At 67.4% G+C, this 20,483-nt stretch carries 21 protein-coding genes and 1 pseudogene; 14 read left to right on the top strand and 8 right to left on the bottom strand.

The genetic code is table 11. From position 1 onward, the window contains the following. Position 1: 1 nt before the first annotated feature. Both LDO15_RS19335 and LDO15_RS19330 read right to left on the bottom strand, forming a co-directional pair. The gene (locus LDO15_RS19335) at positions 2-958 is read right to left on the bottom strand and encodes an NAD(P)-dependent oxidoreductase (protein ID WP_223981326.1); all 957 of its coding nucleotides are present in this window, start codon (positions 956-958) and stop codon (positions 2-4) included. Positions 959-1,010: 52 nt separating this feature from the next. Beyond that, entirely contained in the window at positions 1,011-1,907 is an 897-nt protein-coding gene (locus tag LDO15_RS19330; protein ID WP_223981324.1) for a MurR/RpiR family transcriptional regulator, read from the bottom strand. 308 nt (positions 1,908-2,215) lie between these two features. Here LDO15_RS19330 and LDO15_RS19325 point away from each other — a divergent pair, with 308 nt between their 5' ends. The 3 genes and pseudogenes from LDO15_RS19325 to LDO15_RS19315 form a co-directional block, all read left to right on the top strand. Further along, complete coding sequence (locus tag LDO15_RS19325) at positions 2,216-2,635, top strand: YciI family protein (protein WP_223981322.1); 420 nt, start codon at positions 2,216-2,218, stop codon at positions 2,633-2,635. 50 nt (positions 2,636-2,685) lie between these two features. Next, positions 2,686-3,939 carry an RNA polymerase sigma factor gene (locus LDO15_RS19320; protein ID WP_223981320.1) on the top strand — a complete coding sequence of 418 codons (1,254 nt, stop codon included), beginning with the start codon at positions 2,686-2,688 and terminating at the stop codon, positions 3,937-3,939. A gap of 105 nt (positions 3,940-4,044) precedes the next feature. Continuing rightward, positions 4,045-4,326, top strand: a pseudogene (locus LDO15_RS19315) (cyclase family protein); the annotation flags it as partial. 10 nt (positions 4,327-4,336) lie between these two features. Here LDO15_RS19315 and LDO15_RS19310 read toward each other — a convergent pair. Then, the gene (locus LDO15_RS19310; protein WP_223981317.1) at positions 4,337-4,897 is read right to left on the bottom strand and encodes a hypothetical protein; all 561 of its coding nucleotides are present in this window, start codon (positions 4,895-4,897) and stop codon (positions 4,337-4,339) included. A 376-nt stretch (positions 4,898-5,273) separates the two neighbouring features. Here LDO15_RS19310 and LDO15_RS19305 point away from each other — a divergent pair, with 376 nt between their 5' ends. Together LDO15_RS19305 and LDO15_RS19300 are read left to right on the top strand one after the other, a co-directional pair. After that, complete coding sequence (locus tag LDO15_RS19305; protein WP_223981316.1) at positions 5,274-6,482, top strand: aspartate transaminase; 1,209 nt, start codon at positions 5,274-5,276, stop codon at positions 6,480-6,482. Between the two features lie 25 nt (positions 6,483-6,507). Further along, complete coding sequence (locus LDO15_RS19300) at positions 6,508-7,185, top strand: 4-carboxy-4-hydroxy-2-oxoadipate aldolase/oxaloacetate decarboxylase (protein WP_223981314.1); 678 nt, start codon at positions 6,508-6,510, stop codon at positions 7,183-7,185. Between the two features lie 292 nt (positions 7,186-7,477). On the opposite strand, the gene LDO15_RS19295 is transcribed toward LDO15_RS19300, so the two are convergent. Together LDO15_RS19295 and nac are read right to left on the bottom strand one after the other, a co-directional pair. Then, on the bottom strand, positions 7,478-7,657 hold the full coding sequence (locus LDO15_RS19295; protein WP_223981312.1) for a hypothetical protein: 180 nt from the start codon (positions 7,655-7,657) through the stop codon (positions 7,478-7,480). A 183-nt stretch (positions 7,658-7,840) separates the two neighbouring features. After that, positions 7,841-8,761 carry a nitrogen assimilation transcriptional regulator NAC gene (nac, locus tag LDO15_RS19290; RefSeq protein ID WP_223981310.1) on the bottom strand — a complete coding sequence of 307 codons (921 nt, stop codon included), beginning with the start codon at positions 8,759-8,761 and terminating at the stop codon, positions 7,841-7,843. 544 nt (positions 8,762-9,305) lie between these two features. Between nac and LDO15_RS19285 the strand changes: the two genes are divergently transcribed. The 9 genes from LDO15_RS19285 (at position 9,306) to LDO15_RS19245 (ending at position 17,535) form a co-directional block, all read left to right on the top strand. Further along, positions 9,306-10,094 (top strand): 5-oxoprolinase subunit PxpA, encoded by a 789-nt coding sequence (locus LDO15_RS19285; RefSeq protein WP_223981308.1) that lies wholly within the window; start codon positions 9,306-9,308, stop codon positions 10,092-10,094. 1 nt (position 10,095) lies between these two features. Then, complete coding sequence (locus LDO15_RS19280) at positions 10,096-10,821, top strand: carboxyltransferase domain-containing protein (RefSeq protein WP_223981306.1); 726 nt, start codon at positions 10,096-10,098, stop codon at positions 10,819-10,821. Beyond that, the gene (locus LDO15_RS19275; RefSeq protein WP_223981304.1) at positions 10,818-11,831 is read left to right on the top strand and encodes a biotin-dependent carboxyltransferase family protein; all 1,014 of its coding nucleotides are present in this window, start codon (positions 10,818-10,820) and stop codon (positions 11,829-11,831) included. The genes LDO15_RS19280 and LDO15_RS19275 overlap by 4 nt, the downstream gene beginning before the upstream one ends. A gap of 55 nt (positions 11,832-11,886) precedes the next feature. Beyond that, the gene (locus LDO15_RS19270; protein WP_223981302.1) at positions 11,887-13,227 is read left to right on the top strand and encodes an MFS transporter; all 1,341 of its coding nucleotides are present in this window, start codon (positions 11,887-11,889) and stop codon (positions 13,225-13,227) included. Positions 13,228-13,297: 70 nt separating this feature from the next. Beyond that, the gene (locus LDO15_RS19265; RefSeq protein WP_223981300.1) at positions 13,298-14,047 is read left to right on the top strand and encodes an SDR family oxidoreductase; all 750 of its coding nucleotides are present in this window, start codon (positions 13,298-13,300) and stop codon (positions 14,045-14,047) included. 110 nt (positions 14,048-14,157) lie between these two features. Continuing rightward, positions 14,158-15,102 (top strand): 2-hydroxyacid dehydrogenase, encoded by a 945-nt coding sequence (locus tag LDO15_RS19260; protein WP_223981298.1) that lies wholly within the window; start codon positions 14,158-14,160, stop codon positions 15,100-15,102. Then, positions 15,099-15,869, top strand: a complete 771-nt coding sequence (locus LDO15_RS19255) for an SDR family oxidoreductase (protein WP_223981296.1) — start codon at positions 15,099-15,101, stop codon at positions 15,867-15,869. The genes LDO15_RS19260 and LDO15_RS19255 overlap by 4 nt, the downstream gene beginning before the upstream one ends. Continuing rightward, positions 15,869-17,038: an L-idonate 5-dehydrogenase gene (locus LDO15_RS19250; protein WP_223981295.1), complete on the top strand. Its 1,170-nt coding sequence runs from the start codon at positions 15,869-15,871 to the stop codon at positions 17,036-17,038. Before LDO15_RS19255 ends, LDO15_RS19250 begins: the two co-directional genes overlap by 1 nt. Before the next feature lie 80 nt (positions 17,039-17,118). Continuing rightward, positions 17,119-17,535 carry a hypothetical protein gene (locus LDO15_RS19245; RefSeq protein WP_223981293.1) on the top strand — a complete coding sequence of 139 codons (417 nt, stop codon included), beginning with the start codon at positions 17,119-17,121 and terminating at the stop codon, positions 17,533-17,535. 35 nt (positions 17,536-17,570) lie between these two features. Here LDO15_RS19245 and LDO15_RS19240 read toward each other — a convergent pair whose 3' ends face one another. The 3 genes from LDO15_RS19240 to LDO15_RS19230 form a co-directional block, all read right to left on the bottom strand. Further along, entirely contained in the window at positions 17,571-18,275 is a 705-nt protein-coding gene (locus LDO15_RS19240) for an HAD family hydrolase (protein WP_223981291.1), read from the bottom strand. 24 nt (positions 18,276-18,299) lie between these two features. Beyond that, positions 18,300-19,559, bottom strand: a complete 1,260-nt coding sequence (locus LDO15_RS19235; RefSeq protein ID WP_223981289.1) for an NYN domain-containing protein — start codon at positions 19,557-19,559, stop codon at positions 18,300-18,302. A 92-nt stretch (positions 19,560-19,651) separates the two neighbouring features. Beyond that, positions 19,652-20,320 (bottom strand): DNA alkylation repair protein, encoded by a 669-nt coding sequence (locus tag LDO15_RS19230; RefSeq protein WP_223981286.1) that lies wholly within the window; start codon positions 20,318-20,320, stop codon positions 19,652-19,654. Positions 20,321-20,483: the final 163 nt, after the last annotated feature.

Below are 20,483 nucleotides of genomic sequence, written 5' to 3'. Positions count from 1 at the left end.
CTTAGACGACGGCGGTGGAGCCGGTTGCGGCGGCGTTGGTAGCGCTGTTTGTGGTGCCTGCAGCGTCGGGTGCGCCGGCGGGCGTGATGGCCGGGGCAACGGTCCTGGCAATTTCGGTGAAGTCCGCCCGCGGCCCGAGGACGGCCAGGGCGTCCTGCCACTGGTCCGCCACGGCCGCCAGCAGGGCCGGGGTTTCGCCGATTTGGGCGGCGACGTCCACGGCGAGGGCGGCGTCCCGGGCCATGAGGCCCAGGGAGAAACCGGAATCGTGGGTCCCGGTGAGCACCCAGCTCGGGTACATGTTCGCGGAGACTTTGCTGCCGCCGGAGGCTTCGCTGATGCTGGCTGCCGCCTTGGCGGGATCGATGCCGTAGGCCTGGGCGACGCCCAGTGCCTCGCCCACGGAGACCAGGTTGGCCGCCGCCAGGACGTTGTTGAGGAGCTTGACCACGTTGCCGCTGCCGGGGCCGCCGATGTGGCTGTACTTGCCGCCGGTCAGGGCGAGCAGGACGGGCTCGGCGGCGGAAAGTGCCGCATCGGTTGCCCCGACGAACGCGCTCAGGGACCCGGTCGCTGCCCCGTCGCGGCCGCCGGAGACCGGCGCATCCACGAACGCTGCCCCCTGTGCTTCGGCGAGGGAAGCCATCTGCTGGCTGGTCGCCGGTTCGGAGGTGGTGGTGTCAACGATCGCCACGGTCCCGGGCGCCGCCAGAAGCTGGGGCACCGTGGTTTCCACGATGCTGGCTGCGGGCAAGGAGAGGACCGCGTAGGGCGTCCCGGCGACATCGGCAAGGTTGGCGGTGGTGGAAATGCCCGCGTCGGCCGCGGCGGCACGCGCGGCCTCGGAGGGGTCGAAACCGGTAACGGTCCAGCCGGCCTTGTGCAGCGTGGCGGCCATGGCTCCACCCATGGCGCCGAGGCCAATGACGGCGATGCGGCGGTCGGTGCTGGTGTTCATGAAGTACTCCTGGAAAAGATATGCGGGTGAGGGTGGGTCAGGGGTGTGGGGGTCAGTCGAGGTAGATGTCCAGGTCTTTCCACAGCTGCTGGGTGCGGCGGATGGCGGCGCGGCTGCGTTCGGGATGCGCCGCCTCCATGCCCGCGAGCAGACCATAGACCAAGGAATTCGCGGCGGTGACGGACTGGAAGAAGGAGATTCCTTCCGAGGCCACCACCAGGAGGTGGTCGGCCGCAGCGGCCAGGCGGCCGCGGCGCATGTCGCTGATGGCAATGACCGTGGCGCCCGCCTGCTTGGCGGCTTCGGCGGTGACAATGATCTGCCGGACGGAGCGCCACATGTTGATGACGACCAGGACGTCCCCCTCGCCCAGGGTGTTGGTGCTGGAGGCGAGGTGGACGCCGCCGCGGTTCTCCAGGGTGATGGGGTAGCCCATGGTCGAGCCGAGGTGGGCCATGACGCTGGCGGGGCCGGCGAAGGAGCCGATCCCGAGGACGGTGATGGACTTGGCGGCGGCCATGGCCGCTATGGCGGCTTCGGCGTCGTCGGCCGTGGTGGAGTCCAGCGTCAGGCGCAGGTTCTCGATGTCGTGGTTGATGGCGTCATGGAGCGGGCTGCGGTGCTCGCCGTGTTCGGTCAGGGTTTCTTCGGTGGAAATCATCACAAGGTAGCGGGAGCGCAACTCTCGCTGGAGATCCGGCCAGCCCCGGTAGCCCAGGTGCTGGGCCGCGCGGACCACGGTGGAGTTATTGACGTCGGCGCGCTTGGCGATCTCGGCGATGTCGGCGTAGGAGGAGAGCTGCGGATTGCGGCCGATGACATCGACCACCCGGCTCTGGGCCTTGGACAGCGGAACGTCCGGAATCGCGTCGCCGAGCCAGGCGTGGGTTTCGTTCCCGGCGCCACTGCCGCCCGCGGAGGCTTCTGGATTGGCCGCGCTGGTATTCAAGTCCGGACCTCTTCTGTAACGCAGATCACTCTGCAACGCTGATTGCATCAAATGTACTATGCAATTTCGTTTGCTGCGAGGGATTTGTGTTTCGGGCTTGTAAATCCTCGTGGTGGCGGCCGGCAGTTGCCGTTACCGGCGTTCACTCCGGACCGGGGCGGCCCAGCTGGGCGCAGGCCGGACGCGCAGACCGGGAAACGCCGCTAAGGCTTCATGAATATTCCCGGCCCGTGTCGATTTGTCCTCGCGCTGTTCGACCTGTGGGTGAGAAGGTCGAAGGGCGACCTTCCACAACCTAGGAGATTGAAATGGCAAAGTACATGTTGATCATGCGGGGCACCGACGAGTCGTACGCCAAGCTCGAGAAGGCCGACTTCAACGAAATCCTTGAGACCATGGGCAAATTCAATGACGAATTGATCCGCGCCGGTGTCCTGCTGGCAGCAGAGGGCCTCGACGACCCGAAGGAGGGCGTCGTGGTGGACTTCACCGGCGAAACCCCTGTGGTCACCGACGGGCCCTACGGCGAAACCAAGGAGCTGTTCGGCGGCTACTACATCCTGGACGTCGCATCGAAGCAGGAAGCCATCGAGTGGGCCAAACGGGCTCCCCTCACGGCGGGCACCAAGACCGAGATCCGCAGGGTGCCCTCGATCGACGAGTTCCCGCAGGACAATGAATGGATCCAGAGGGAACGCGCCTGGCGCGAGCAGACCGGCCAGGTCTGAGCCGGCCAACCCGGACCGCCCGCCCCGAAACCGCCCGACCCGGAACAGCAGTGAGCAGTAACGCGGCAAGGGCCGCCGTCGATGCCGTGTGGCGCATAGAGTCCGCCCGCATCGTCGGCGCCCTTGCCCGCTACACGGGGGACTTTCCGTTGGCCGAAGACCTGGCACAGGAGGCGCTCGCCGAGGCCCTGGTGTCCTGGTCGGTGAACGGGATTCCCGCGGAACCGGTGGGTTGGCTGCTGACCACGGGCCGGCGCCGCGCGGTGGATACCTTCCGGCGGCGTGCTGCCCGGGACGAAAAGTACGCCCTGCTGGCCCGGGATCTCTCGGAGGAGGAACCGGGCGCGGATTCCCTGTTCGACCCCGACGCGATCGACGACGACGTGCTGGCGCTGATGTTCATCTCCTGCCATCCCGCGCTTTCCAAGGAAGCGCGGATCGCGTTGACGCTGCGGGTGGTGGGCGGCATGGGCACCGACCAGATCGCAAAGGCGTTCCTGGTTCCGGTGCCGACGATCCAGGCACGCATCACCCGGGCCAAGAAGACCCTGGCCGCGGCCCGCGTTCCGTTCGCCGTGCCGGAAGCCCGCGACGTGCCCGAACGGCTTGGCTCCGTGCTCCAAGTCGTGTACCTGATCTTCACGGAGGGTTCTTTCGCGTCCGGCGGCGACACCTGGATGCGCGCGGACCTGGCCGGCGAAGCGCGCCGCCTGGCGCGGGTGCTGACGCGGCTGGCGCCCGAACCCGAGGCGTTCGGCCTGCTGGCCCTGATGGAACTGACGGCCGCGCGCTTCCCCGCGAGGCTCGATACCTCCGGCCGGCCGGTCCTCCTGGAGGACCAGGACCGACGGCTGTGGGACCAGGCGGCGATCCGGCGCGGCCGCGCCGCGCTGGCGAAGGCCGTGGCTGCCGGGCGCGGGCTCGGAGCCTACGGGCTGCAGGCCTCCATCGCCGAATGCCACGCGCTGGCCCCCTCGGTCGCGGAGACGGACTGGCAGCGGATCGTCATCCTCTACGAGGCGCTGGGGCGACTGGCGCCGTCGTCGGTGGTGGATCTGAACCGCGCCGTGGCGGTGGCCATGGCGTCGGGCCCGGCCGCCGGGCTGGAACTGGTCGACGCAATCGCAGCACGGGGCGAACTTGCCGGCTCGCACCTGCTGCCCGCGGTCAGGGGCGAGCTGCTGACCAGGCTCGGCCGGCGCTCGGAGGCGCAGTCCGCCCTGCAGCAGGCCGTCGCGCTGTGCACGAACGCGGCCGAACGTGCAGCGCTGGAACGAAAGATCGACGAACTGGCCCGCCAGTAGGGCCGGGCAGCCAGGGCAAGGACGTTCTCCCGCCATGCCCGCACGATGACATCGGCTTCTACAACGGCACCCCCGATGACTGGATCCGGGAAGGCACTCCGGACGTGGGACCACGGGCTCGCACTCCTGGCGGCCGATAACTTCGCCTTCGAATGCCTGCCCGCCGTACTCGGCAGCCCCTTCCTGCCTGCCGCCCCGAATGATCACGGCATGATGCACCAGCAACTTCTCGCCAAACTCGGCATGCCGCTGGGCGAACTGTGGCGGCTTGGACCGCTCAGCCGACACATGGAAAGCACCGGCAGCTGGGACGCCTTCATCAGCATCAAACCGCTCAACATCACCGGGGGAACCGGGTCACCCGCCAACGCCACCGCCGTGACGTGACCCCGGGAACCTACCCGGCCGCCCTCGGCTGCAGGCCCCATGTCATCTTGCGGATCGTTTCGTGCTGGAGTCCGCTCAGCGCCGCGAGCTCGTAGTCATCCATGACGCCCAGCCGCCGCGCCGCAGCCAGGAGTGTCACGCGCCGTCCCTCGAGCACGGTCTTTGACTTGGCAAGCTCGGCCAGCTCCGACTTCAACGCGCCGATTACCGCCAGGTGCTGCTCCGCCGGCACACCGGACGGGAACAGATCCTCCGAGGACAATCCGATGGTCCGGACCGCCCAGCGGGACAGATCTGCGGCGCCCGCGAGGAGGGTGGCCTTCATTCCGTCACACAGCGCCTGGGCGATCTGCTGGTTCAGGCGGATGGACAGGGCGCGCACGCTGCTTGCGTTGAAGGAGATCCGCTGCCGCTCCTCCCGGAGCAGCGTCCGGATCTTTTCCGCCTGGACGGCAGCCGTGTCAGGCTTCTGCCTTCCCCGATAGCGGTAGCCGCCGACGTCGGCCTGCCGGGGGCGCGCGTCCGTCGTCGAAGGCGCCGTCCGGCGGTCCGGACGCTGCAGAACGGCCACGAACACTCTTTCTTTCGGATTCGGATTCGGATTCGCGTGGGTTGGCGCCGCGGGCGGCAACCCGGGAACGGCCACGCCGCACGGGCTTATGTAGAAGGCTAGGCAGAACGGCCCCGCCGCGGAAATACCAATAGTGCGTGGAGCCATAACCGGAACGTTTGGACCGAACCTTTGGCCCGGCGCGGCCCGGGGCGGCCGCGGGCCGGAAGATCGCGGATAGCGGCAGGGGAAGCAGTCAAACTGTCGCGCCGGCCGCCCCTCAGCCATAAGAGACGCTTATCCGTCCACGCACTTTAGGTCTTATCCATACCCGCCAGAATTCCCTAGGGTCGAAGGAAATGAGTACCGCTCCCTGCTGAATCCCTAGGACGAGACCATGTCTGAATTTGAACCTGCAACGCGGGTGTCCCGCATCAAGTCCTCCGCCAGCGTGGCCGCCGCGGCCCGTGTGCGTGAGCTGAAAGCAGAAGGGCGCCGGATCCTGGACCTGACGGTCGGCGAGCCGGACTTCGACACCCCGGACCACATCAAGGCGGCAGCCGCCGAAGCGATCCGCCGGGGCGAGACCAAATACACCTCCGTCACCGGAACCCCGGCCCTGCAGCAGGCAATCCTGCAGACACTCAAGCTTCGCACCGGCCTGCATTACTCACCGGCCGAGATCACCATCGGCGGCGGGGCCAAACAGGTGATCTTCACTGCCTTCATGGCCTCCCTGGACGCCGGCGACGAGGTGGTGGTGCCCGCACCCTACTGGGTCTCCTACCCGGACATGGTCCTCGCGAACGAGGGCACCCCCGTCGTCGTCCCCTGCGGCGAGGACGCGGGATTCAAACTCACGCCGGAGGCCCTCGCCGGGGCCCTCAACGCGCGGACCAAATGGGTCATCCTGAACTCGCCATCGAACCCCACCGGCGCCGTCTACTCCCCGGCTGAACTGCGCGAGCTCGCGGACGTCCTGGCCGGCTTCCCGCACGTCTACGTCCTCACGGACGAGATCTACGACCAGATCTACTTCGGTGACGGCCGGCTCTCGAGCCTGGCGGAAGTGGCCCCCGAGCTGAAAGACCGCATCCTCGCCGTCAACGGCGTGTCCAAGGCCTACGCCATGACCGGTTGGCGGCTGGGCTATGCCGCCGGGCCCGCCCCGCTGATCGCCGCGATCAACAAGCTCCAGTCACAGATCTCCTCGTGCCCGTCCTCGGTCAGCCAGGCCGCCGGCGCCGCCGCCCTCACCGGCGACCAGGGCTTCGTGCGGGAGAGCCGCGAGATCTACCGCAGCAGGCGAGACACGGCGGTGGCCGCACTGAACGCCGTCGACGGACTGTCATGCACGACGCCGGACGGCGCCTTCTACGCCTACGTCAACTGTGCGGGGGTCATCGGGAAGGCCACGCCCGAGGGGCAGGTCATCGGCAACGACGAGGACTTCACCCTCTACCTTCTCGAGGCAGCCTCCGTGGCGGTCATCCAGGGCTCCGCCTACGGGCTGGGCCCCTACTTCCGCATCTCCTATGCGACCAGCCTCGACATCATCGAAGAATCCATCGCCGCCATCGACAAGGCCGTCCAGGCCCTCAACTGACCCGCACCCACTGAAGGAAAACGCCGTGATCCACGTAAAAACCACCATCGACCGCCCCGACGCCGACGCCGTGAGCCGCCTGGCGAAGTTCTCGTCGGCCACCATCCATGAGGCCCAGGGCCGCAAGGGCGCCCTCAGCTCGCGGATCAAACCGATCGACCGGGCCATGTCCTTCTGCGGCCCCGCAGTCACCGTCCGGTGCGCCCCCAGGGACAACCTCATGCTGCAGGTGGCCATCCACTACGCGCAGGCCGGGGATGTCATCCTGGCCGCGGCGGGAGAGTACGAGGAAGCCGGAACGTTCGGCGACGTCCTCGGAAACGCGATGAAAGCCAAGGGCCTCGCCGGGCTGGTGACGGACTCGGGCGTCCGCGACACCCAGGACCTCATCGAACTGGGACTGCCGGTCTTCTCCGGCAGCGTCTCTATCAAGGGCACCGTGAAGGAAACCATCGGCCCGATCAACCACCCGGTGGTCTTCGGCGACGAAATCATCTATCCCGGCGACGTCCTCCGCGGCGACGCGGACGGCGTTGTGGTGGTCAGGAAGGACGAGATCGAGGACGTCATCCGCCTCTCGCAGGAACGGGACGACGCCGAGCGCGAACTGATCAGCCTGTACCAGGCCGGCGGAACCACCCTGGACCTATGCAACCTCACCGAGGTCCTGAAGTCCAAGGGGCTGCTGGTCGAACAGGCCTGATTGAACTGGCCTGGTTGAACAGGCCTGGTTGAACTGGCCTGGTTGAACAGGCCTGGTTGAACTGGCCTGGTTGAACAGGCCCAGCCGAACAGCCTCAACAGCCCGGCAGCGCCGCCGCACGGGAGTTCCCGTGCGGCGGCGCTGTCATGCCCGGAGCGGCTGCGCGGCGGGGCCCGCAAAGGTGTCCATGCCAGGGTTCGACTGCCAGGGCGCACGAAAAAGGGAGGGTTCGATGTCCGTCCAGGCCATCGAACCCTCCCTTGCGCAGCAGCCCAGCGGGTTCCCTGCAGTCCTACCTGGCCGGAAGCGGATGCGTCGGGGGACCGACGATGGCATCCTCGAGATACCAGACCGCCGAGCCGCCGCCGGCGGCGGGCATGATGCTGCCCTCGAAAATGAAGACGGGATCCACCGAGCGATCCGCGGGACGCCAAAAACCGTTGGCCGGGCAGTGGAAGCCGGTTTTTGCCATGAGTCCCAGACTTCCGTCAGAAATCCTTCGCAAAGTGCTGATCTTTTTCACCGAATGCTCCCCAGTAGATCTTCATGAAAGTAGTTGCCGCAATTTGCCGGCTTACTTTCAATTCTAGATTCCCGGGCGGCCGGTTACTAAGACGAATGATGCGTGACCTAATAAGCGGATGATATGTGCCGGCTACCGCGCATATTTGTCGCTGAGCATTTCCTGGAGCATTTCCTTGAGCACCAGGAGAACGGCGGACGCGGCCTCGGAGAGCGGGTCATGGTCCGGGGTGCACAGGGCGATCTTGCACTGCAATGCGGGATCCACGATCCGCAGGACATGGAAGTCTTCCTCGTGGAACAGGGCATCCGCGGCTGACTTGGGCATGATCGTGGCGCCCAGTCCGGCCCGCAGGAGCCGGGCCAGGGACGGTACCGACTCCACTTCGCCGACCAGCTGGAGTTTGAGTCCCTTGCTGTCGAATCCGGCCTCGACAACCTGGCGCAGGGTGTGGATTTTCTCGGGCAGGAAAAGCCCGAAGCGGGCGACTTCCTCCAGCGGAATTTCGCCCTTGCCGGGTGTCACATCAAAATTGTTGGCGTTGACCACAAAGTGCAGGTCTTCGACGATCATCGTGGTGAACTGGACGCCGCGGATCGGGCCCGGCTCGTAAATGAGGGCCATGTCCAGGCGGCCGTTCTTGATTGCCTCGCTCAGGACGCCGCCGTAGATTTCCGTGACGTGCAGGACGATGTCCGGGTACCGGCGCCCCACTTCGCTGATGATCCGCGGCGTCAGGCTGGACGCCATGCTGTAGGGCGCAATGGCAATGGAGACGCGTCCGGACGGTGCGGCCCCGGACTTGGCGACGTCCTGGCGGGCCTGTTCCACTAGCCGCAGGATCGACTGTGCATGCCGGTACAGGGTGTGCCCGGCGGCCGTGGGCTTGACCCCCTGCTTGCTGCGGATCAGCAGGCGCTGCTTGAGATCGGTTTCCAGCGCCGAAACCTGCTGGCTCAGGGCCGGCTGGGCCACATGCAGCGCCGCCGCGGCCTTGGTGATGCTTCCCGAATCCACGATCTGGACGAAGTACGCAAGCTTTCGCGTATCCATAGCCGCCTTCTCTCTTTGCGGCGTCCCGGACCCGGAAAGGCCACAGGCGGATGCAGCGGAGGGACACGCAATAGGTCTTTGAGTGATCCGCATCGCTGCCACCAGGTTGAACCCGGGACGCTATTTCACTAATCGTACATTCTATCCCCTTCGCTGACATGCAATTTCTTTATGACGTCAGATGCATTTTGCATAAAAGCCGTGTTTACAGAAATGGATGCCTTCCTTCACATTTCCGAAATATGCAGTCCTTACCGTGAATGCAATAGCAATCCCGCGACGGCGAGTCGGAATCCGATGTGAGGCGAGGTGACAAGTGAGAGCAGGACCAAGGCCCGTCATAACCGGCGCCTATCCCGTGACATGGATTACGTCTTTGTGTGAGCCAAGTCGCGGTGCCAGACTTTTTGACAGCAGCCCGGCATTCCGGGCCACGGGACCGCAAGCCTCAGACCGGGCCGGTTCCCGGCATTTACTTCACTACCGGAAGCTGACCTTTGCGCCTCGCGGCGGAACGCGGCAGCCAACACCCAGGAGGGCTCACATGGGACCCACAGTTGATCTCGTTGCAGATCTCGGCGAAGGCTTCGGCGCCTACTCGATGGGCGACGACGCGGCCTTGCTCGAAGTGGTTTCCAGCGCCAACATCGCCTGCGGATTCCATGCCGGAGACCCGGACATCATGAATGCGACCGTCGCCGAATGTGTGCGGCGCGGAGTCAGCATCGGGGCGCACCCGAGCTTCCCCGACCTCCGGGGCTTCGGCCGGCGCGCCATGGACCTCACCGCGGACGAGGTCCGCAATGACGTCCTCTACCAGGTCGGCGCACTGAGCGCCTTCGCCGCCTATCACGGCACCGGCGTCGCACACATCGCACCCCACGGACGCCTAGGCAACCTCGTTGCCACCCGTGCCGACTACGCCGACGCCGTGGCCGACGCCGCCTCCCGCATCAACCCGGACCTGATCGTCCTGGCTCAGGACGGCGCATTGGCCGACGCCGCCGCGGGGAGGCATCTCCCGGTCGCGATCGTGGGCATCGCGGACCGCGCCTACGAGGCAGACGGCACCCTGGTGCCGCGCAGTCGCCCCGGCGCCGTCATCCATGACCCCGCGGCCATCGTGGACCGCACCATCCGCATGGTGTGCGAAGGGCTTATCCAAACCATCGCCGGAACCGACCTGCCGATCGTCGCCGACACTATCCTTCTCCATGGGGACACCCCCGGTGCCGTGCACCTGGCCCGCCAGGTCCGCGCCGAACTCGAAAACTCCGGCGTGAAAATCGCCCCGCTCGCCCAGGTGCTGGCCGCCAAAGTGAAGGCCGCCTGACATGACCGCCACCTCAACGACGACTCCGGTGGAGGTCTACGAATCCGGGGACGCCGCCCTGCGCGTCGTCGCCTCATCCCCGGACCGGGAAGCCAACTGGACCACCGTGCATGCCCTCGCCGCATGGCTTGAGGCGGCGGGCGCCGACGGCGTCCACGGCGCCGTGCCGACGTACGACTCGCTGCTGGTGGAATTCGACCCCGGGGTCACCTCGGCACGGCAGGTCCGCGCCTTTGTCCTCCTCGGCGTGCGCCAGCTCGACTTCATCGGTGCGCCTGCCAGGGCTCCGCGGGAATTCAACGTCCCCGTTGTCTACGGCGGGGAATACGGCCCGGACCTGGAACGCGTCGCCGGCCAGCAGCAGCTCTCCGTCCAGGAGATCATCGGGCTGCACACCGCCAAGTCCTACGTCATCCGCTGCCTCGGCGCCCCTGCCGGCTCGCCCATGATGGACGGCCCCGATTTTCCGCTTCCGGTTCCGCGGCTGAAGGACCCCCGCCTGTCAGTTCCGGCCGGTGCCGTCGCCGTCGCCGGCCGGCAGGCAGTCATTGCCCCGGCCGCGGCACCCGGCGGATGGTGCGTCATCGGCCAGACCCCCCTGGCAGTTCTTGACCCCACCAGTGAACCGCTTGTTCCCTACGTCCCCGGCGACCTGCTGCGGTTCCACCAGATCCAGCCGGAGGAATTCGTGGACTACGCCGGCCGGAAACTGGAGGCGGCGCGATGAACGGATCGTTGATCATCCAGCAGCCCGGCCACTCCGTGGTCACCGACCTGGGGCGCTTCCGGGGACCCCGGTTCGGACTCCCCGTGAACGGTGCGCTGGACCAGTTCTCCGCACGCGCGGCGAACATCCTCACCGCCAACGAGGACAATGCGCCGCTGCTGGAGATCACCGCACTGGATTTCCGCATGCGGGCCACCACGGACATCCTCATCGCCGTCACCGGGGCGCCCCTGCGGTTCACGGTGGGCGGGCGCGAATGCCCGCAGTGGGAACCGGTGTCCGTGCGCGCCGGGGAAACAGTGGCGCTGCGCCAAATCACCGGCGGCCTCCGTTCCTACCTTGCCGTCCACGGTTCCGTGGAGGCGCCCGTCCTGCTCGGAAGCTGCGCCCCTGACACGGTGGTCGGATTCGGCCTGCGGCTGACCGAAGGCACCGAACTCAAGACCTCTCGAAGCGTCCCGCCCATCCGGCAACCGTACTTCGACCTGCCGCTGTTCCGGCTGGGGCTTACCCGGCCGGAGTTCAGCAGCCGGGCCGTTGTGGAGGTCACGGACGGGCCCGATGTGGACGAATTCGGCGACACCGCCGAACTGCTCTTCACCACCGAATACACCGTCAGTGCCCGGAGCAACCACATCGGACTGCGGCTGGGGGGCGCCCTCCCCGAACGCCAGTCGACGGCGGAGGTGCTCTCGCGCGGCGTCCCGGTCGGAGCGATCGAGGTGCCGTCCCGGGAGGAACTCCTGGTGCTGCACCGCGGCCGCGGAGTCACCGCCGGCTACCCCGTCCTGGCAGTGGTCACCACCCGCTCCCTGGATGTGCTGGCCCAGGCCCGGCCCGGCCACACCATAACCTTCCGCAGGACCACCGTCCCCGACGCTACGGCGAAATACCGGGCGGCCTTGCGGGAACTGGAGAACCTCCGTTCGACAGTCAGCACCGTCTTCTCCCTCCTCGGCATCGGCAGCCGGTCCGGCTGGCCACAGCTCGCGTCGGCCTCCGGAAGCTAACCACCCTCGCACCAGATCCAAAGCCTTGTTACCATCCCCCTTAGTAAGGAAAGCCATGTCAATTTCTACGCACGCGGCCCAGCCGCACAAAGAGCGGCTCAGCAGTAAGCAGACCCGCAAAGTTGTTATGGCCGGCTGCGTCGGCATTTTCGTGGAACTCTATGACAACGGCATCTTCGCTTTCATGGCCGGAACGCTTGCCCTGGTCTTCCTGGCACCCGGCAACCCGGACAACGCCCTGCTGTTCGTCTTCGCCGGCTACGCCGTGTCCTTCTTCGTGCGTCCTCTCGGCGCCGTGATCTGCGGATACCTGGGGGACCGCATCGGCCGGCAAAAACTGCTGGTCTTCGTCATCCTGCTGATCAGCGTGGCGACGGCGGGCATCGGCCTGCTGCCGAGTTACGCCGCAATCGGCATCGCTGCACCGGTGCTCCTGGTTCTGCTCCGCATGCTGCAGGGCTTCTCCGTTGGTGGCGAAGCCGCCGGCGCCATGACCTTCCTCGCCGAGCACGCCCCGGAAGGCAAGCGCGGCATCATCACCTCCTACGCCCAGATCGCCTCCTTCGCGGCTCTCCTCACCGGTACGCTGGTTGCCTTCTCCATGTCCCCGTGGCTCACCCAGGCGGCGATCGACGGCGGCGGCTTCGGTGCCTTCGCCTGGCGCATTCCGTTCCTGGTCGCCATCCCCATGGGCATCATCGGCTGGTACATCCGCAAGGCCATCAGCGACACCCCGAACTTTGAGAAGCTGAAGGAAGAGGGCGGCCTGTCCAAGAACCCGCTCAAGGAAGCCTTCAAGTCCGCAGAACACCGCCGCGCCATGCTCCTGGCCCTGTTCATCCCACTCATGAACGGCTCCGGCTACTACGTCCTGTTCTCCTACATGCCCACGTTCCTGAAGGGCAAGCAGCTGAACTTCACCATCGGCGAGGCACTCATCGTCACCGCCTGCAGCCTGGTGGCCATCTGCATCGCCATTCCCTTCATGGGCGCCCTGTCCGACCGGGTTGGCCGCAAGAAGGTCATCGCCGGCTCCGCAATTGCCATGGCCATCGTCGGCATCCCCGCCTACGCCCTGATCGCCACCGGCAACATGGGCCTGGCCATCCTCGGCGCCTGCATCATGGCAGTGGTCTTCGCCGGCCACACCGCGGTGATCCACATCCTGATCGTGGAACTGTTCCCCACCCGCGTCCGCTACTCCGCTTACGGTCTGGGCTACAACGTCTCGTCGGCACTCTTCGGCGGCACCGCACCGCTGCTGATGACCTGGCTGATCTCGTCCACGGGCAACATCTACATGCCCGCTTTCTACGCCGTCATCACCGCGCTGGGCACACTCGCCGCCGTCAGCACGGTCAAGGACCGGGCGCACCTGCCGCTCCGCGACGCCTAACTACCCGCCCAAGGTGCTGCACTGCGCTGAACTAGCTGCCTTGCGCTTCACACATACCCAGGAGACCTCCATGCCTTTTTCTGACTACTCAACTGCCCTCGTCACGGGCGCGTCCACCGGAATGGGCGCCGCGATCGCCGAACGCCTGGCCAAGCGCGGACTCACGGTCCACGCCGTCGCCCGCAACGAGGAACGCCTGAACGAACTTGCCGACAAGACCGGGGCCATCCCCCACGTGGTGGACCTGACCGACACCGCGGCGCTGGCGGCCGCCGTCGGGCATCTGGAAATCGACGTCCTGGTGAACTGCGCCGGGGTCTCGCGGCCGGGGAACATCCTGGATTCCAGCGAGAGCGACATCGACGAGCTCGTGGACGTCAACCTGCGCGGCCTGCTGCAGCTGACCCGGCTGGTGCTGCCGGGCATGGTGGAACGCGACCGGGGCCACGTGCTGAACATCAGCTCCATCGCCGGCGTCTACAACTTCTACGGCCACACCGTCTATCACGCCACCAAGGCGGCCGTGCACCAGGTCTCCCGGCAGCTGCGCAACGACACCGTGGGCAAGCGCATCCGTGTCACCGAGATCTGCCCCGGACGCGTCGAAACGGAGATCTTCGGCCGCAATATGGGCGGCACTCCCGAGGCCATGGAGGAGGCGTGGAAGACGTACTACGAAGGCTACGAGTCGCTGACCACTGACGACATCGTCAACGCGCTGGACTACGCGATCGAAACACCCCGGCACGTGAATGTGGGCATGCTCGAACTCATGCCCACGTTCCAGGTCCCCGGCGGTCTGACCTTCGACCGGCGCTAACCCCTCCCCCCGGCGCCAGCCCCTCCCGCAGGCGCCAGCCTCCAACCGGCGCTGACCGCGCAGCCCCGGCCTGCCGCCCACTTCACCGTCAACAATCGATAGGTTTTCCGATGCAAACAGTCCGCACCGTCAGTTTCCCCGACCGGCAGCTCCTCGCCGATCTCTCGCCCCTGCCCGAAGGGCTGAGAGGGGTGGTGTGGGACCTGAAGTCGGAGCCCGACGGCGGGACACTCGGTGAGATCGACGGCGTTATCCTCCCGTACATCGACGCCTCCGCCGTGCTGGGATCCCTCGCGCAGGTCGACGGGCTGAAGTTCGTGCAGACGCAGTCCACCGGGTATGACGGGGTCATCGAGGCCGCCGGGCCGGCGGCGGGCGTAGCCAGCGCCTCCGGTGTCCATGCCGCCGCGACCGCGGAACTGGCCGTGGGGCTGATCCTGGCGAAGCTGCGCGGCATCGACCAGGCCGTCCGAGACCAGCAGTACGGCCTCTGGCGGCCGGAGCGGCGCCAGTCCCTGGCCGACAGGCGCGTCCTGCTGGTCGGCGTCGGCGGAATCGGGCACGAAATCGCCCGCCGCCTGGAGCCCTTCGAGGTCACTCTCACCCGGGTGGGGAGTGCGGCCCGCACCGACGAATACGGCGAGGTGCACGCGTCCGCGGAACTGGCCGCGCTCGCCGCGACGCACGACATCCTGGTTTCGGTGCTGCCCCTGAACCAGCAGACCCATCAGCTGATCGGGGAAGAGGTCCTCGCCGCCCTGCCGGACGGGGCCCTGGTGGTGAATGTGGGCCGCGGCTCCGTGGTGGACACGGCTGCCCTGACCAAGGAAGTCCTGTCCGGGCGCCTGCAGTGCGCCCTCGACGTCGTGGATCCGGAGCCGCTGCCGCAGGACCACCCTCTGTGGTCCACGCCCAACGCCCTGATCACCCCGCACGTCGGCGGCAACGCGTCGGCGTTCCAGCCGAGGATCCTGAAGCTGTTGCGGCAGCAGCTCGAAGCCCTGGCCGCCGGGCAAACCCCGGCCAACCTGGTGCAGAGCGGCCCCTTCTCATGACTTCACTTTTTGACCTGACGGGGCGTGTGGCCCTGGTGACCGGTTCGAGCCGGGGGATCGGCAATGCGCTGGCCCGGGCGTTGGCGGATGCGGGCGCCACGGTGGTGCTGAACGGCATCGATCCGGAGCGGCTTAAGGCTGCGGAGGCGGCGATGGCGGCCGGGTACGCGCCGGGCCGGGTGCGCGGCTGCGCTTTCGATGTCACGAGCGACGCCGGGGCCGCCCGGGGTATCGCCTGGGTGGAGGAGCATGTGGGGCCGCTGGAGATTCTGGTGAACAATGCCGGGATCCAGCACCGGGTCCCGATGCTTGAGCTTGACGTGGCGGACTGGGACCGGGTGATCGCCACGGACCTGACCGGTGCCTTCCTGGTGGGGCGGGAGGCGGCGCGGCGCATGATTCCGCGGGGCCGGGGGAAGATCATCAACATCTGTTCGGTGCAGACGGACCTGGCCCGGCCCACGATCGCCCCGTACGTTGCGGCGAAGGGCGGGCTGCGGAACCTGACCCGGGCGATGACCGCGGAGTGGGCCGGGTCGGGGCTGCAGATCAACGGGATCGCGCCGGGTTATATCCACACCGAGATGACGCAGAACCTCGTGGATGACGAGGGGTTCAACGCCTGGATCCTGGGCCGGACGCCGGCGCACCGGTGGGGGACGGTGCAGGACCTGGCCGGGCCCGCGGTCTGGCTCGCCTCGGCCGGCTCGGACTTCGTGAACGGCCAGACGATCTTCATCGACGGCGGAATGACGGTGGTGGTCTGATGTCCAGCAGCACAGCCCGGCCCGAGCCGGTCCTGCCCGAGCCGGTCCTGAACTTTTCCGTCCTGCCCGAGCCGGTCCTGCCCGAATCTGTCCTGCCTGAATCTGTCCTGCCTGAATCTGTCTTGCCTGTGTCGGGGCCGGCGGTGGTGGCCCACGCCGCGGGCGACCTCCGGATTGAGGATGTCGCGCTGGCGGCCCCGGGCGCGGGGGAGGCGGTCGTCGAGGTGGCTTTCGGCGGTATCTGCGGCTCCGACCTGCATTACTGGCTGCACGGCGCGGCCGGGGAATCGGTCCTGAGGGCGCCCATGATCCTGGGGCACGAGATCTCCGGCACCGTGGTCCGGGCGGCCGCGGACGGCTCGGGGCCCGGCGCGGGGGCCCCGGTCGCGGTCCATCCGGCCACGCCGGGCCCGGGTGCGGCACGCTATCCGGCGGACCGGCCCAACCTGTCGCCGGGCTGCACGTACCTGGGCAGTGCCGCGCGCTTTCCGCATACGGACGGCGCGTTCAGCCGGTATGTGAACCTGCCGGTGCGGATGCTCCGGGCGCTGCCGGCGAGCCTTGACCTGCGCACGGCGGCGCTGATCGAGCCCGCCAGCGTCGCCTGGCACGCCGTCGCCCGGGCCGGGGATGTGGCGGGCAAGACCGCGCTCGTGATCGGCAGCGGCCCCATCGGCGCCCTGGCCGTCGCGGTCCTGAAGCGCGCCGGGGCGGGCCGGATCGTCGCCGTCGACATGCACGACCGGCCGCTGGAAATCGCGCGTGCGGTGGGGGCCGACGCGGTCCTCAAGGCCGGTGACGCCGGGGCGATCGCGGCCGTGGAGGCCGACGTCGTGATTGAGTCTTCCGGCAGCCACCACGGCCTGGCCTCGGCCGTCCAGGGCGCGAGCCGCGGCGGCCGGGTGGTGATGGTGGGCCTGCTGCCCACCGGCCCGCAGCCGGTCCTGATCTCCCTGGCCATCACGCGGGAACTGGAGCTGGTGGGCTCCTTCCGCTTCAACGACGAAATCGACGACGTCATAGCGGCCCTTGCCGACGGATCCCTGCACATCGACCCGGTCATCACGCACACCTTCACGCTGGACCGCGGGCTGGAGGCGTTCGAGGTGGCCCGGAACTCGGCAGTGTCCGGAAAGGTGCTCCTGGACTTCAATCCGGTCCCGGCGTGAGGGACGGGCCGGCTGACCGCAGAGCGCGCGAAGGTCCTGCGGCCCTACTCTGAGAGGGCGGCAATAAATAGCATTGAATCATGGAACAGCTGCAGGAAAAGGGCACTGAAGAACCGGAGTTGTCTGCCACCACGGTTTTCGCCAGTCTCGCGGAGTTGAGGGACGCGCCAGGCTATACCCCGACGGCAATAGCCGAACGGCTTATCAACTCCATGGGCGTGGATGCTGCGGCACCCCTGCTGGGCGTCAGCGTGGAGCTTCTGGGGCGCTGGACGTCGGGCCAGGATGCGCCGAATGCGGCTGGCCGGCTCCAGCTTGCGGACCTGGACGCCCTTGTCGGGCACCTCCACTGCGCCTTCACGCCGGCGCAGGCCATGCACTGGATGTGCAGCCCCAACGTGCTGCTGGGATCCCGACCGATCGATGTGTACCGCACTCAGGGATCGGCCCCGGTGATAGGCGCCATCCGGGCCCATGTGCAGGAGGCCTTCGGCTGAGGAAGCCCGCGACGGGCAGCTCTGGCGCCCTGGGATCAGGGGCCAGGCTCTCCGGCGCTCAGCTTTCCAATGGCGCTGCTTCCAAGGTTCTCCAACAGGTGCCGCGGATTGTCGTACACCTCCGCGGCACCCGCATCCCGCAGTTCGGCTTCGCTGATTCCGCCGCAAGTCAGGGCAATGGCGGGAACTCCGATTGCCGCAGCCGCCAACACGTCCCAGACGGCGTCGCCAACAAAGATGACGTCCGCCGGGCTGAGGTCAAGCTTCTCCAAGCAGGCAAGGAGAATGTCCGGGGCAGGCTTGCCCTCGGCGGCGTCGTTGGAGCTGGTCCAGGCATCGATGGACATGCCGGCGTCCAGGAGGCGGCGGGAAACGTCCAGGTCGCGCTCCTGCGCTGACGATGCCAGGCCCACGGCCAGGCCGGCGTCGGAGCACGCGGCCAGAAGGTTTCGGGCAGCATCGAAGGGCCGCAGGGAAGGCCAGAACGTGGAGAAGACTGCACCGTGCGCGGATTTTAGGTCTTCCTGCATGTCCTTGCCGCACCCGGGGACCAAGCGTTCTATCAGCTTTTCACCGCCCATGCCGACGCAGCGGTGGATGGCGGAGACCTGGATGTCCAAGCCCTCCCGCCGGAAGGCCTGCCACCACGCCAGGGCGTGGAAATAGCTGGAGTCAATCAAGGTCCCATCGACATCGAAAAGGACCCCGCGTTTCCTCCCGGATTTTGCGTCCGACGCCATTGCTACGCCTCCTTAGTTTGGCCGCTACGCCGGGGAGTCGCCGGCGCCGGAGTCCAGCAGGCCACCGCCGGCCCAGCGCCTGAGTGCGAGCTTCTCGGCGTCGTCGAACTCCATGAGCGCGAGCCGGCAGAGCTCTTCGACGTTCCTCGTCCACGCGGCGGCCAGGTCCCCGGCCGTCATCTCGTCCGAGAGGGAGCCGCCGGCGTACACCACGCCCTGGATCACGAAGTTGACGGCCGAGCGGGACACCGGCTGTCCGGCGGCGACACAGTCGTCCCGGACCGAGCGTGCCAGTTCGCTGCGGTTGCCGGGGTGCTCGCGCAGCTTTGCCTCCAGCGACACGAAGACCTGACGGAACTGCTCTGCGGACAGCGCGGGCACGTCCGTGACCCTGGTGACCTGCTCCTCGATCGCCGGCCGGGCCTCGGAGGCCAGCGAGGACAGCTCAGGCGAAAACCGCTTCGCGTCCCAGACCCAGCCGGGCGACGGCGTGGACGAGTACTGAACGCCCTGGCCGATCTGGGCGATCCAGGCCCCGAACTTGCCGTGGCCGCCCCAATCGGTCTTCAGTGAGGGGTCCACGGTCAGGGCCCGGTGTGCCGCCACAGCTCCGGTGACCGGGCCCGGCGCGGCCTGCACCAGAGCACGGACCTCGTCGGCGGCGGTGGTCGCGGAACCGGGAACCCCTGCCGCGGTGCGGAGCGGGGTGCCAAGTCCGGCGGAGGGCACCATGCGGGGGACCTCGGCCGAGGTCCCGTTGAGGATTGCGACGAAGTCGTGGGATTCGACCACGCTGTCGGCCATCTCCCGGTACGCGAACGCCACGGCGCCGGCGGCGATGACCGTGGTCATGCGGTCGGCGGCCCGGAACCGCTGGACCAGCGACGTGAAGTCCGCGTCCGCCGATGCCACGAAGAACTCCTCCACGTGGGCCGCGCCGGACAGGGCATCCATCGCGTCCAGCACCAGGTTGATGTCGGTGCTGGATTTGCCGCGCTGGGTGAGGGAGGGGCAGTCGATCACGCGGAAGCCCGCCCGGGTCCAGTACGGCCGGTACTTGGAATAGATCACCGGGTTGAGGTAGCAGTTGCGGATCAGGAAGCGCCGGGATTCCTCGCCCGCGCCGCCGTCGGCCAGCGCTTCGGTCCAGTGTTTGGGGTCCTCCGCGAACCTCTTGGCCGCGGCCGGGTCCAAGGCCATCAGGCCCGTGTAGACGTTGTCGAAGTCCACGAACATCGCGGCGCGGATGCCAGGCCGCCGGGACTGGGAGAGAGGATCGGTCATCGGCTCAGTGTGCCAGCAAGAGTGGGGCGGGGACCAGATGTGTCGTTCGCTGGGTGCACGCCCCGGGCCGCGTTGCCCGGCCCTCGTTCTGCCTAATCCTGCTGTCGGCGCACCACCTCGGTGATCCAGATGGGCGCGAACGGAGACGTGCAGTTCGGGGGAGTCGGGTAGTCCTTGAGTACCTCCAGGCGCTCGCCGATGTCGATCGCACGGGCGCGGTGCGCTGCGTGCTCGATCCCGATCTGAGCCAGGCAGTGGTTCATCGCCCACTGCAGGCGATCCGGCGCGTCCTTCATCTCCGCCTCGATGACATCGAGCAGTCCTGGCAGGTCCAGGCCCTCGGGGTCCTTTGCCACGCGTTCGGTGGTCAGTGCCCAGCCGGCACTTGCAACTGCCGGATCCGGATCGGCGGACCAGGCCAGGCGCAGCTCTTCGGAGTGCGGATTCTTCTTCACGACGTAGTTCACGAGCCAGTCGTGCACCTTGGCAGTGCGCGCCTCGCGCACCATGACGTCCAGCTCGTCACGCTCAAACGCCTTCGGGCGGCAGATCAGGATCGCCAGCAGCCTCGCCGCGGTGTCATCCGTCTCCCAGAGCTGCCGCGCTAGTTCCTGCTGCGTCTTGAGCTGTTTCGCGACTGCGCGCAGTTTGCTGAGATTCACACCGTGATCGTCACCGTGTTTCTCGTTCACCAAGCGAATCTTCGGGTCCTCAAGCGCGGCCAATTCGGCCAGCACCTCGGCCACTGTCGTTCCGGCCACTTCGCCTCCTGCCCCTCGCGTGTGAGATTCAGCCTAATAGAAAGGCGCCGTCAGCCATGTGATCAGCAAGCGCAAGACGATGGACAAGATCCGAACCGACCTCGACAGTGCCGTGCAGGGCTAAGTTTCCCCGCTGTTGAACTCCATGGGTGCGCGGCGTGCT

Origin of the sequence: Arthrobacter sp. NicSoilB8, assembly GCF_019977355.1 — a bacterium.
Lineage (GTDB): Bacteria > Actinomycetota > Actinomycetes > Actinomycetales > Micrococcaceae > Arthrobacter.
Note: the sequence above shows the minus strand (reverse complement) of the source record. Positions and strands in the feature narration are given on the sequence as shown.

Coding starts and splice junctions, on each gene's coding strand:
- LDO15_RS19335 (WP_223981326.1), bottom strand. CDS start 958: ATGAACACCAGCACCGACCGCCGCATCGCCGTCATTGGCCTCGGCGCC.
- LDO15_RS19325 (WP_223981322.1), top strand. CDS start 2,216: ATGGCAAAGTACATGTTGATCATGCGGGGCACCGACGAGTCGTACGCC.
- LDO15_RS19305 (WP_223981316.1), top strand. CDS start 5,274: ATGTCTGAATTTGAACCTGCAACGCGGGTGTCCCGCATCAAGTCCTCC.
- LDO15_RS19295 (WP_223981312.1), bottom strand. CDS start 7,657: ATGGCAAAAACCGGCTTCCACTGCCCGGCCAACGGTTTTTGGCGTCCC.
- nac (WP_223981310.1), bottom strand. CDS start 8,761: ATGGATACGCGAAAGCTTGCGTACTTCGTCCAGATCGTGGATTCGGGA.
- LDO15_RS19285 (WP_223981308.1), top strand. CDS start 9,306: ATGGGACCCACAGTTGATCTCGTTGCAGATCTCGGCGAAGGCTTCGGC.
- LDO15_RS19280 (WP_223981306.1), top strand. CDS start 10,096: ATGACCGCCACCTCAACGACGACTCCGGTGGAGGTCTACGAATCCGGG.
- LDO15_RS19275 (WP_223981304.1), top strand. CDS start 10,818: ATGAACGGATCGTTGATCATCCAGCAGCCCGGCCACTCCGTGGTCACC.
- LDO15_RS19270 (WP_223981302.1), top strand. CDS start 11,887: ATGTCAATTTCTACGCACGCGGCCCAGCCGCACAAAGAGCGGCTCAGC.
- LDO15_RS19265 (WP_223981300.1), top strand. CDS start 13,298: ATGCCTTTTTCTGACTACTCAACTGCCCTCGTCACGGGCGCGTCCACC.
- LDO15_RS19260 (WP_223981298.1), top strand. CDS start 14,158: ATGCAAACAGTCCGCACCGTCAGTTTCCCCGACCGGCAGCTCCTCGCC.
- LDO15_RS19255 (WP_223981296.1), top strand. CDS start 15,099: ATGACTTCACTTTTTGACCTGACGGGGCGTGTGGCCCTGGTGACCGGT.
- LDO15_RS19250 (WP_223981295.1), top strand. CDS start 15,869: ATGTCCAGCAGCACAGCCCGGCCCGAGCCGGTCCTGCCCGAGCCGGTC.
- LDO15_RS19245 (WP_223981293.1), top strand. CDS start 17,119: ATGGAACAGCTGCAGGAAAAGGGCACTGAAGAACCGGAGTTGTCTGCC.
- LDO15_RS19240 (WP_223981291.1), bottom strand. CDS start 18,275: ATGGCGTCGGACGCAAAATCCGGGAGGAAACGCGGGGTCCTTTTCGAT.
- LDO15_RS19235 (WP_223981289.1), bottom strand. CDS start 19,559: ATGACCGATCCTCTCTCCCAGTCCCGGCGGCCTGGCATCCGCGCCGCG.